Origin of the sequence: Limnospira platensis NIES-39, from assembly GCF_026000695.1 — a bacterium.
GTDB classification, from domain to species: Bacteria; Cyanobacteriota; Cyanobacteriia; order Cyanobacteriales; family Microcoleaceae; genus Limnospira; species Limnospira platensis.
The window spans coordinates 510,709-522,791 of sequence record NZ_AP026945.1; the positions used below are offsets into that span (position 1 = coordinate 510,709).

At 42.9% G+C, this 12,083-nt stretch carries 8 protein-coding genes; 4 read left to right on the forward strand and 4 right to left on the reverse strand.

What is annotated here, in order from left to right; all coding sequences use genetic code 11:
• Positions 1-55: 55 nt before the first annotated feature.
• Positions 56-1,492, reverse strand: a complete 1,437-nt coding sequence (locus N39L_RS02610; RefSeq protein WP_006617955.1) for a hypothetical protein — start codon at positions 1,490-1,492, stop codon at positions 56-58.
• A gap of 3 nt (positions 1,493-1,495) precedes the next feature.
• A complete protein-coding gene (locus tag N39L_RS02615) occupies positions 1,496-1,870 on the reverse strand; it encodes a hypothetical protein (RefSeq protein WP_006617956.1) in 375 nt (124 codons plus the stop codon).
• 392 nt (positions 1,871-2,262) lie between these two features.
• Between N39L_RS02615 and N39L_RS02620 the strand changes: the two genes are divergently transcribed.
• A complete protein-coding gene (locus N39L_RS02620; RefSeq protein ID WP_006617957.1) occupies positions 2,263-2,508 on the forward strand; it encodes a hypothetical protein in 246 nt (81 codons plus the stop codon).
• 28 nt (positions 2,509-2,536) lie between these two features.
• Here N39L_RS02620 and N39L_RS02625 read toward each other — a convergent pair whose 3' ends face one another.
• Together N39L_RS02625 and N39L_RS02630 are read right to left on the reverse strand one after the other, a co-directional pair.
• A complete protein-coding gene (locus N39L_RS02625; RefSeq protein WP_081471128.1) occupies positions 2,537-7,489 on the reverse strand; it encodes a CHAT domain-containing tetratricopeptide repeat protein in 4,953 nt (1,650 codons plus the stop codon).
• A 145-nt stretch (positions 7,490-7,634) separates the two neighbouring features.
• Positions 7,635-8,237 (reverse strand): CHAP domain-containing protein, encoded by a 603-nt coding sequence (locus N39L_RS02630; RefSeq protein ID WP_006617723.1) that lies wholly within the window; start codon positions 8,235-8,237, stop codon positions 7,635-7,637.
• Positions 8,238-8,631: 394 nt separating this feature from the next.
• Between N39L_RS02630 and N39L_RS02635 the strand changes: the two genes are divergently transcribed.
• From N39L_RS02635 to N39L_RS02645, 3 genes are all read left to right on the forward strand, one after another.
• Positions 8,632-8,886: a pentapeptide repeat-containing protein gene (locus N39L_RS02635; RefSeq protein WP_231852072.1), complete on the forward strand. Its 255-nt coding sequence runs from the start codon at positions 8,632-8,634 to the stop codon at positions 8,884-8,886.
• Positions 8,887-9,031: 145 nt separating this feature from the next.
• Positions 9,032-10,231 carry a magnesium/cobalt transporter CorA gene (corA, locus tag N39L_RS02640; protein ID WP_014274206.1) on the forward strand — a complete coding sequence of 400 codons (1,200 nt, stop codon included), beginning with the start codon at positions 9,032-9,034 and terminating at the stop codon, positions 10,229-10,231.
• 67 nt (positions 10,232-10,298) lie between these two features.
• The gene (locus N39L_RS02645) at positions 10,299-12,083 is read left to right on the forward strand and encodes a serine/threonine-protein kinase (protein ID WP_006617726.1); all 1,785 of its coding nucleotides are present in this window, start codon (positions 10,299-10,301) and stop codon (positions 12,081-12,083) included.

A 12,083-nucleotide genomic window follows, 5' to 3' on the forward strand; every position in this document is an offset into this window, starting at 1 on the left:
GGCATTTGTCAATGGGAAAATGTTAAAAAAACATTAAATCCCTCAACCTTGATAATTACCGCTTTTTCAAGTAACTATTATACCACTCAATTAACCCACCATTGACATAACCGACGACACCGCCGACCACCACAAAGACTAACAGACTCCAAAATAAGGCAGAAATTCCGGGATTTAACATATATTGATGTTGGTCATTTTTTACTAGGAATCCCCGTTCAATATCACCGGAAACCGCCGAGGCGACAATACCTCCCGCACCCAGTCCCGCCCCTAAAATTTGAATGGTGTGTTCTAAAGAGCGATCGCATTCTGTTTGTTCAATTTCCACCAGTCCGCGAATAGTATTAATCAGTTCTGAAAACAATTCTTGTCCGGGGATTAAATACTCTAAATCGACTTCTATTTGTTCGATAAATATACTTCTGGCTTTGGCTTGAAACTCCTGCAAAAAAGGTAAGTTATCTTCAGGTATGGCAATATTTTCCAGGTTTTTAACACAGGTTTGATAGTTTCTTAGGTTGGTTTCAATGGTGTTTAAGTGAATTTTCATCTGTTGAATATAGTTAAAATACTCAAAAGATAGTCCGGGTAGTTTAGTCAATTCCTGCTTTAAAATATCGAGTTTTTGCCGGGTGGTTTCTGGTAATTCCTGAATAGTTTGGAGATGGGGGGACAATTGTTGATAGAGTTGTTTCGCCTGTTGATAACACCAACGGGACTGGCGATAAGCATAGAGGATTTTATGGCGACAACATAATAGATTAATCAAGGGTTCATAATATCCCCCTTGGCTTTCTAACTGTTGAGTTTCGGGGGAATTATTCAACCAGATTAATAGATGAATTGTAGGGGTTTGATATTCAAAAATCGGACTCCCGAATAACTGACCCTCACCGGGGGGATGTTTTAATAAAAGTTCCGCTTCTGTGGGGGGAAATAATCCCCGAATACAACTATTGATAAAATCGCTTTGATTTTCCGCCCCCATAGGTTCAGCCCAAAACAGCAGAGTTTGTCCCAAATCTGAGTTAATAAAATCGGGATTTAAGCAGTAGTCGGGATTGAGAAATGTCTGCAATTCGGAGACTTTCACAACTGCTTCTGGTCGATACAAAGTAATATCAACAGCGTAGGTATCATGAATTTGCACCGGATACACTCCTCCCTTAATTTGAGGAGAATTAACACCGGGTTTACCATAGAAATCTAAAAAGGTATTGGGGTCAGGTTTCAACAGTGGGATATGGTCGCTGTTCGAGTTATTATCCGTTGAAGCAAAGCCAATTTTTCCGTCAGGTTTCTGGAGTTGTTTAATCAAGTTTTTTAACTGAGGAGAACCCAACTTAATTCCCAACTCCCGGCATTTTTCCCACAGATGGTCTGATGTGTTAATGGGGTCATTTCCTGACTGCAAAGTGTTTCGCAATTGGAAAGCGATTAAGGTTAGTTTGGGGTTTTTAACAGTCTCTAACTGAGTCTCAGCGACCATCTATTAATTATCAGTTGATGATTTCTTGGGGGGAGTTTGGTTAGTTGGCTGACTTTGCAGAATGTTATTTTTTAATAACTCTTTAGTGCTTCGAGGTTGGCTAGTAGTTGAAGATAGGTTAGTAGTTCCGAATAAACGTTGATCGTTGGGTTCTGACTCCGGTTCAGAATTATAGTTTTTCAAGATGTGTAAATAAGCCGCGCGTATATCATCATACTTTTTTGACCAACCTGATATCGCGTCAGCTAGAGTTTCAATATCATCTGGTAGCGGTTCAATTAAATCAAGTAGTTCTTGATGTTGGGAGTCGTTAAATAATTGAGGCTGTTTCTGTAGGAGTTGGACAAAGCATTGTAAGTTTTTCTGATAGCTAGACATAGGACTGATAGTTAAACACTTTATCTAATCAATGATATCACATTTAGGGTATTCATCAACCCAGTTTCTGAAGTAGACAATTGGTAATCAAAGATGATATAGCAGTTCTAAACCAGTCGTGGAAGACCCTCACCCCCAACCCCTCTCCCAGAAAGGGAGAGGGGAGAAGACAGATGTTACAAATCATTTAGGATTGCTATAGAATAGGGGAAGTGGTGTCGCCCAAATTAAAATTATAGCGGTTCTCAGACTCATGAGGTAAAGCCCTCACCCCAAACCCCTCTCCCAGAAGGGAGAGGGGCTTTGAAAAGTACCTCACCAATCCACCGAAGCGCTATAGCTTTATTAACCCCTAAAATTTCCCATTTCTATAGTGCTTTGAGGCAAGTAATATGACCGACTTAAAAGAAATTACCATTAAAGTTCCGATTGATATAGCAGAACATTATCGCAATGCTGACGAACTCGAAAAGCTACAGATAGAGACGAAGATTGCTTTTGTGCTAAAAAATCAAATGCTTTCCCAAGCATCAGCTATTATCAAGCTACGTCAAACCATGACAGAAATCGGAAAAAAAGCAGTTGATAATGGATTGACTCCAGAAATTTTAGCAAGTATTTTAAGTGAGGATAATTGAGAAACTCAGTTTATCAAAGAAACCGGGTTTATGTGACTTTACCCACGGCGCAAAATGCCGCCCAATAGTAGGGAGAACTAAAAGGCTGATTGTCGGTCATCAATTCTATTTCCGTTTCTTGAACATTGTCTAAAAAGGATTGTCCCCAATTTAATAACTCAGTTTTCGTGGCATTTCTTAACCAATTTTGGGCATAATTTAAAGCAATCGCCACATTTTTCACCTCCCAAAAAATCTCATAAAACCGAATCATTAATAACGCCGTGGAAATATCACTAACCGCCCAAAGGGAACTCACCACATTAGTCGAACCCGCCACCAAAAACCCACTGGGTAAACCGATATATTCATCACTGTTAGAAAGAATATCAATCAACCCCGTCTCGCAGGCGGAAAGCGTCACCAACCGACAGCAACGCAAGTCCAAAGTAAACACATCCCCCAAGGTTAAACATTGACTTAAATCAACAGTGTTGTTATTATTAAGGGGGAGATGACGACTGCGATCTATAGGGTCGGGGGGTGGTTGTAGGTAGCAGTTGGCGAGTAATAAAGCAGACAGTAGGGGATTGGCAAAGTTAAAATAACCGTGGCAGGAAAAATGGTGACAATGAGCCGTTTTAAGGGTGGTTTTTTGTTGAGAATTTAACTCGGTTTTGGTTGCCTGTTTTTTGACCAAAGTAGTCTGGGGATTAAAAGAGGTGGAAATCCTCCGAACTTCTAAGTTGGTAAACTCTAAATCTTCCGTGGGGTTTTGGATGGCAAAAAGTTCCGAAAAATTCTGGCGATCGCGATTATTTGCCGTTTGCAGAAGTTGACAACTGGGGGCATAACTAACCCCGCCGGAAAATCGATCCATTAAATAGGTGATATCTCCCCCCGATACCGAGATAGGGATGGCGTGAAGGGGGAATAAATGCAGGAAGCGGTTGGGGATGAGAACCAGGCGATCGCATTTTTTAGCCGTCTTCTCGATAGTCGCCATGAGTTCGTTGATATGCAGAATTTCCCCCAGTTTTTGCAGGCGGGAAATCAGGCTATTTTTCCAATCTTGACTGGTGCGATTTTGATAAGCATTTAAGTAGCCATTAGCCCAATTGACTAATTGGTTATAATCCTCTTTACTGGACTGCCAGAGTGTCACCGTTTCCCCGTTGGTTTCGGTGGGTTTTGTCGGGGGTGTGACGATGAATGCCAAAAAGCGATCGCTCAAAATATACCATTCTAAAATCGCGGTATTTTCCCCTGTTAAGGCTTGAATTTCTGCAAAAGGCATAGGCTGAACCTTTTGGGTGCGGCGGAAGTCGGGGTCAATGGGGGTAATTTTATTATTAATTAAATCATCCAGTTGTTGCTGAAGTTGGTTTAGGCGGCTGCGGTCTGGCGGTGAAGTTGGCGCGGTGGTGATATTGGCGCTGCGTTCTCCCATTGTTCCGCCGCCAAAGTTGTCGCGGTTGCGTTCTTCAATTTCCAGGCGACGTTGTTCGGTTTCGATGTTTCGACGCAGGCGGGTGAGTTCATCGAGGACGGTTTGGGGAATATCGCCTTTCGGGTAAAGGTCACGGGTTGCTAATAGTTCAACCAGGTTACGGGTTTTACTGCGATCGACATATTCTATGGCGGCGGTATAGTTTTTCTGTTCGATGCAAACTTCCACCATTCGTTGATAAAGTCCTTGCCATTCTTCGGCTAATTTCTGTTTATCTGCATCTCCCCCTTTAACAATTTCTGCTCGGATATCTTCGAGGGTTTCAATGGCATTATCAAAGGTATCATAAGCGAGTTGCCATTGTTTTAATTCTTTATAAGCGAGTCCTAGATTAAATGATGTCATTAAATAAATGTAAGGGAAAGCTCGACGGGTTGTCACTCCTAAAGCCTCTTTATAGCAAGCGATCGCCTTTTCAATATTCTCGGCGCGTTCTTCTCGGATGCGGTCAGAGTAGGCAAGCCCCAAGTTACGTTGCGTTATTCCCCATAGTTCGGAATAGACGGTGCGGGTATATACTTGTAAAGCTGCTTTATAGCAATCAATGGCAATTTCCAGGTTCTCAGCGCGCTCTCCCCGGATTCGGTATAAGTAGGCATTTGCTAAGTTATTTTGCGTTATTCCCCATAGTTCGGGATAGGCGGTGCGGGTATATACTTGTAAAGCCTCTTTATGGCAAGCGATCGCCTTTTCCAAGTTCTCGGCGCGTTCTTCTCGGATGCGGTCAGAGTAGGCAACCCCCAAGTTATTTTTTGTGTCTGCCCAACCTTCAGGATATGCGGTGCGGGTTCTCACTTCTAAAGCCGATTCATAGCAAGCGATAGCAATTTCCAGGTTCTCGGCGCGCTTTCCCCGGATCCGGTTACGGTAGGCAGTTGCCAAGTTACTTTGCGTCGTTGCCCAGTTTTCGGGATAGGCGGTGCGGGTTCTCACTTCTAAAGCCGATTCATAACAAGCGATAGCAATTTCCAGATTTTCAGCGCGCTCTCCCCTGATACGTTTATTGTAGGCAATTGCCAGGAGATTTTGCGTCATTGCCCAATCTTCGGGATAAATGGTGCGGGTATATACTTCTAAAGCTGCTTCATAGCAACTAATCGCCTTTTCAAGATTCTCGGCACGCTCTCCCCGGATACGGTCATCGTAGGCTATTGCCAAGTTATTTTGTGTCATTGCCCAGTTTTCGGGATAGGCGGTGCGGGTTCTCACTTCTAAAGCCGATTCATAACAAGCGATAGCAATTTCCAGATTTTCAGCGCGCTCTCCCCTGATACGTTTATTGTAGGCAATTGCCAAGTTATTTTGCGTCATTGCCCAATCTTCGGGATAAGTGGTGCGGGTTCTCACTTGTAAAGCCGCTTTATAGTAATCGATAGCCATTTCGAGATTCTCGGCCCGTTCCCCCCGGATTCGGTATAAGTAGGCATTTGCCAAGTTATTTTGCGTCATTGCCCAATCTTCGGGATAAATGGTGCGGGTATATACTTGTAAAGCCGCTTTATAGTAATCGATAGCCATTTCGAGATTCTCGGCCCGTTCCCCCCGAATGCGGTTACAGTAGGCAATTGCCAAGTCATTTTGCGTCATTGCCCATTGTTCAGGAGAGGCGGTGCGGGTATATACTTCTAAAGCCGCTTCATAGCAAGCGATCGCAATTTCCAGGTTATCGGCGCGCTGACCTGACGGGAATTTTGCTATTAAACTGCCAAATAACAAAATAGCTAGGGCCATAAATATAGCCGTTTCTGTAGGAACTTCTTTAAACCTAGCAGTTGCCCAGGTTCTCAAAATATCTGCTAAATTTTCATTGAGTTGATCGAGATTTTGTTCAAGTAGGGGATAAACAACTTTCGCATCGCCATTACTATCTGCCGTGGCTTGCAAAACATTCAAAAGAAAATCAAGCTGGGGGTCCCTCTCAGACCGAGAAGCCGATGCACGACGGCCTAACAACTCCTCTAAACTGTTGATTTTTTGGTGACTATAATCAACCCATTCTTGATTGCCTAATTCACTATACAGCCTTAACCCTTCGCGATAATTAGCTAACCCCTCCTCTAACCTTCCTAAAAATTCACACATCAACCCCAACATATAATAAGCGTTAGCTTCATATAAGGGTTGCCTTTCCGTCAAACCCTGTGCCACCTCCAAAGCCGATTGATAATAATCAAAAGCCCGGCTATAATTTTTCTGTTGATAATACAAACCCCCTATCTTATAGACTAGGGAATACTTCCCCGATTTATCCTCCCCTTCTCCCAGTAGGATTAACCGTTTTTCTGCTACCGCTATTAACTTTTCAGAATCCCCGATTTTTTCAGATAACTTTTCGATATAATCCAGAGATTTAACGAACCATTGCTGCTGGGAGTCATCTTGTTCATAATAGCCGATCGCTTTCTCAAAATAGGAAATCCCATCCTCTGATTTATTCAGGCTATCCGAAACCAACCCCAACATATAATAAGCATTCGCTTCAGATAAGGGTTGTTTTTCCGTAAAACCCTGTGCCACTTCCAAAGCCGATTGATAATAATCAAAAGCCCCGTTGTAATCCTTGAGTTGATGATAATATACTCCCCCGATTTGATATAAAAGCCCATACTCACCCGACTTATCCTGACTCTCTCGGACGATCGCCAAGCGCTTTTCTAAAACTGCGATCGCCTTCTCAAAATCTTCCGTTTGCTGATATAAATTAGCCAAATAGTCTAAAATAACGCCAACCCACCCTTTCCCCTCTTCCCGTCCCTCATAAACCGCGATCGCACTTTCATAATAAGCGATCGCATCTGCCAATTTTTTCAGTGTCCAGCTTTCCCAAGCCAACCAATATAAAGCCGTCCCTTCCATTTCCCAATCCGACAAATTCCGGGAAATCCCCAACATTTGCCGATGACATTCCAACGCCAACTCATCCAAACAGTCCCCAGAAAAACCCCGCCCCAAACCATGCCAAACCCAGCCTAAATGTTGCGAATTATTAACCGACTTGACAAGTTTTACCAATCTTTGATAGTATGGAATTGATGCCTGGTAATTCTTCTGATCTAACCAACAATTCCCCACCCCATTCAGATAATCCCACGCTTCCTGAATATGGGGATTATTTTCAAACTGACCAAATAACTGATACGCCAAAGAATAGGCAGAAACCGCCTCATCTTGTTGTTCAAGGGAAACATAACATCGACCCAAACATAATTGGGAAGCCGCCTGTAACCATTGATTCTGTTGAGTTTGGGAGCGTTGGTAACAGGCATTATAAGAGGCGATCGCATCTTCAAACAGCCCCAAATTCTGCCAACAATTCCCCACCTTATACCAAATGCTAACCCGATTTGGATCGAGTTCTAAAGCCTTGACAAAACAGGACAAAGCCCATTCAAACCTAGCCGCATTCTGCAACTCAACACCCCGTTTCACCCAGTGTTGAATCAACAAATCATCAGATGTTTTATTCCCCCCACCCTGAGAATCAGCATTCATCACCCCAAACCCTGATACAATTGTCTTCTAAGTATAGCATCATTATAGCTCATTGCTAACCCCAGAAACCCGGTGTCTCAAACAAACCCAGTTTCTTAAATTTGAGACACCATAACATCCCCAATTAGCCAGAATTAATAACCGTTTAAGAAGAAGAATCACGCCGAGTCAAAGCATCTAAAAGGTTGCGGTGATATTCTGGGACTGTCTCAGTTGGGGTTTGTTGACGGGTTTCAGGAGTCGGAGAAGTTGGAGTAGTGTTTTGAGTGGTAGATGCTGGTGTAGGCTGTTGTTTATAAGCCGGACGACCATAACCCATAATCACCCCAGGACGACGTTGGCGACGCATCACTGCTCCGCCATTGGACTCATTACCAACCGCTGTGTTACCCTCAATGCTGGTGACACTACCATCAGAATGAATAGTTTCTACAATTCCCACATGATCAGAAATGCCGTCCCCCCGCCAACAGTAAAATACCACATCCCCAACCTGTGGCTGAGAAAACCATCGGCCTTGTCTCTGAAACCAGTGTACTCCATCTTGACAATAGGCAAATCCTTTGGCGGTGCGAATTGGTAGAGTCAGACCCGCGCGATCGAAGCAGTAGGACACGAAAATCGCACACCAAGGCACATGATTCATACCATACCACTGACCATATTTATTTTGGTTACTGTTGGGGGGTGATTCCGTGTAGCCTACCTCCGCCACCGCCACTCGCAGAACATCATTTACTGTCGTCATGGTAAGATTTTCCTTTACACTTTATTTTTAGTTATAGCTCAAGTATCAAATCATTAGTTTAGTTTTGGGTATCCAATTAGCACAGTTTCCGCACTGTCCTGATACCCAGCACCCCTGGTACTACTTAAAATCTCCGATGCCATGATCATTTTACAACAGTATTGATCTAGATCACCGTCTTTAGTATACCTCAGTCACTCTCAACATTGACTAAGTTTACTAATCTCTAGGCTAAATATCACAGCAACTGTTGGTGATCTGCCGCATAATGGAAGCCATAGCAGGGAATCGGGAATCAAGAGTTAAAATCCCTCTACCCTGGGGGGGAGTGGTCTGTTTAATAACTGTCCTGGTGGCTGCTATATCAAAGCACAAAATCTGGGGAGACAGTATCATGGAGACTAATTTTTCCAAAAAGTCATTTTATCTTAATCTCAAAGGTGCGGATCTAACTAATGCTAACTTAGCGGGGATTAGTTGGGGTAAGGTAGATTTTGACCACGCGATTTTTGAGGGTGCTAATATCGAAGATGCTGATTTTAGTCAGGCACTAAATCTGCGGGTTTCACAAATTAAACAAGCCATCAATTGGCAATCTGCTAGTTATCATCAATCTCTCCAACAACAATTAGCGATCGCCAATTCTTGAAAGCCACAAATGGGGACGCAACTACTGGCGGTGGTATTGCGTCCTGAGTGCATCTGAGATAACTTAACCATAATTTAAACAATTGGTCATCCATCAACTATGATCTGATATCTAAACTTCGATACAATAATGATCATAGTATTTTTTGGCGATCGTATATTTTATGACCTCAAATATCAAACCCCCATCTAGTCCCGACCCGGAATTAGAAATCACCGAAGACGAGGAAGAAGAATCAGAGTTAGATTATTTTTTTGACCAACCCGGAACCCTCCCCGGAACCCTGGATCTGAAAACTGATGCAGTTTCCCCTCAAATGGTGGTAATTGAGTACAGCCAGACCACTGCTATGCGTACTATCATTAACAGTCCGTCAGAATATACTCGTTATCATAATTCTGAATGTATATCCTGGTTAGATATACAAGGGTTAGGAAACTTAGAGACTTGGCGACAAATGGCAGAAATTTTTAACCTCCATCCCATTGCTTTAGAAGATGTGGTTAATGTTCCTCAGCGCCCCAAAGTTGTCTATTATGATAATCCCGATCATGTGGTAATTATCGCTTGGATGGTCATGTTAAGTCCCCGGTCTCAAAAGCTACACAAAGAACAGGTTAGTATTATTTTAGGTGAACATTATGTGATCACAGTTCAAGAAAAGCCTAAGTATGACTGTTTAGAACCTGTCAGAAATCGGATTCGTCAAAATCAAGGCAATATTACCAAATATGGCACGGACTATCTGGCTTATGCTATTTTAGATGCGATTATTGATGAATTTTTCCCAGTCTTAGAAGTCTATAGCGATATGCTAGAAGATTTAGAGGATGAGGTTTTGTTTCAGCCACAATCAAAAACCATGCAGAATATCTATAAAACGAAACGGGATCTGATTGTTTTACGTCGCGCGATCTGGTATCAGCGAGAATCCTTAAATATCCTGATTCGCGACAAAAATAGATTAGTCAGTAAAAAAGTGCGAGTTTATCTGAGAGACTGTTATGATAATACGGTGAATATTCGTGATATGTTGGAGACTTACCGGGAGTTAGCCTCAGATCTGATTAGTATTTACCTGTCGTCTATGGGAAACCGCATGAATGAAATCATGAAAGTTTTAACGGTCATCTCGACCATTTTTATTCCCCTAACCTTTATTGTCGGTGTCTATGGAATGAACTTTGACCCGGCAACTTCCCCTTGGAATATGCCAGAATTAAAATGGTATTATGGTTATCCCATCTCCCTAGCATTAATGGCAATTATGGCAGGTAGTCTAATTTACTTTTTTTGGAAACGAGGTTGGTTTAATGATTTCTCCCAATTTGACCGAGACAATTAGCTAAAATCTGCCTAATTAGGAAAAATTCCACTATTTGACTGTTGTTCATCTTCACGGGTAACTAACTATGACAACTGAACAGATAATTGCTGGACGATATCGCATCATCAAACTCTTAGGAGAAGGGGGATTTAGTACCACATATTTAGCCATAGATCAGCAAAATGCCGCCACTTCTCCCTGTGTGGTTAAACAATTCTCCCCCCAATTGAAAGGGCGAGAAAGTATCAATAAAGCCTCGGAACTATTCGAGCTAGAAGCGACCCGTTTACAAAGTCTAGGTAAACATCCACAAATTGCCCAGATTTTTAACTACTTTAAGATTGACAACATCCAGTATATGGTGTTAGAATACATCGAGGGGGATAATCTCTCGGAAATTCTAGCCAAGAGGGGAGTATTTAATGAATCTCAAATCCGTTACCTACTGAACAACTTATTACCTGTACTAGAATTTGTACATTCGGAGAATATTATCCACCGAGACATCAAGCCAGAGAATATTATCCGTTCTGCTAACGGACAATTAGTGCTGGTAGACTTTGGTGCAGCTAAAGAGGCGATCGGTAGTGCTTTACTACGCACGGGAACTATAATTGGCACACCGGAATATATTGCTCCCGAACAGCTACGAGGAAAAGCCACCTTTGCTAGTGATTTATATAGTCTAGGTGTGACCTGTCTAAATCTACTCACGCAAATGTCACCGTTTGACTTATTTGATACTGGAGAATTTTGCTGGGTGTGGCATGATTATTTAGTGAATAATCCCATCAGTGATGAACTGACACAAATTCTGAATCGGCTAATTGAAGATGCGACTAATCACCGCTATCAATCAGCGGCAGAAGTTCGGCAAGATTTGAATGCTCGCAGTAACCAACTGAGCGTGATTACTCAACCTGTTAGCTTCCCGACTCCTAAAATCCCGACGGCTAAAAATAGTGTAAGTTGGAAACGTCCCCAAACTTTGAGCGACTATTGGAGTTCTGTATCTGGTGTCGCCTTTAGTCCAGATGGCAATATTTTGGCGGGAGGTAGTTTCGATCGCACTATTCGACTATGGCGACCAGACACAGGGGAATGGATGATGTCTTTACTAGGTTCTTCTCAACCGATTTTGGCGATCGCCTTTAGTCGAGATGGAAAACTCTTAGCCGGAGGTAGTGGTGACGGTCACATTCATATATGGAACCTAGAAACCAGCGAAGAAGTGATCGCCATTGCGGCTCATGAAACTGATCGAGTTTCCATGTCTATCACCTTCGGTCCCCAAGGCGATATTATTGCTAGTGGTAGTGACGATGGAACCGTGAAAATCTGGAAACTCTCCACCTGTCAACTATTCCACAACTTACAGCATTTACGGGGGATTAATGGCATTGCCATTTCACCAAATGGGAAACTGTTAGCAGCAGCCAGTAGCGATAATTCTATCCACCTGTGGGAGGTAAATAGTGGGGAACACCAAGGGCAACTTTTGGGACATGAACGGGACATTAATGCGATCGCCTTTAGTCGAGATGGTCAAATCCTCGCTTCAGCCAGTAGTGACAATACGATCAAACTATGGGATCTGGAAACTCAGCAACTCCGACAAACCTTAACCGGACACGAAGACTGGGTGAGAAGCGTTGCATTTATCCAATCTCCCGACCAAGACCAAAAATTCCTGCTAGTTAGTGGTAGCGCCGATCGCACCATCAAAATCTGGGATCTAGACCAAGGAAGCGCCATTGATACCCTAGTAGGACACACCAAAGATATTAATGCGATCGCCATCAGTCCCAATCATCGGACTATCGCCAGTGGTAGTAGTGACAACACCATCAAAATTTGGCGACGGGAATAG

Bases quoted from the DNA above. Each gene is read 5' to 3' on its own strand.
- N39L_RS02630 (WP_006617723.1), bottom strand. From the start codon at position 8,237: ATGACGACAGTAAATGATGTTCTGCGAGTGGCGGTGGCGGAGGTAGGC.
- N39L_RS02615 (WP_006617956.1), bottom strand. From the start codon at position 1,870: ATGTCTAGCTATCAGAAAAACTTACAATGCTTTGTCCAACTCCTACAG.
- N39L_RS02645 (WP_006617726.1), top strand. From the start codon at position 10,299: ATGACAACTGAACAGATAATTGCTGGACGATATCGCATCATCAAACTC.
- N39L_RS02635 (WP_231852072.1), top strand. From the start codon at position 8,632: ATGGAGACTAATTTTTCCAAAAAGTCATTTTATCTTAATCTCAAAGGT.
- N39L_RS02625 (WP_081471128.1), bottom strand. From the start codon at position 7,489: ATGAATGCTGATTCTCAGGGTGGGGGGAATAAAACATCTGATGATTTG.
- N39L_RS02610 (WP_006617955.1), bottom strand. From the start codon at position 1,492: ATGGTCGCTGAGACTCAGTTAGAGACTGTTAAAAACCCCAAACTAACC.
- N39L_RS02620 (WP_006617957.1), top strand. From the start codon at position 2,263: ATGACCGACTTAAAAGAAATTACCATTAAAGTTCCGATTGATATAGCA.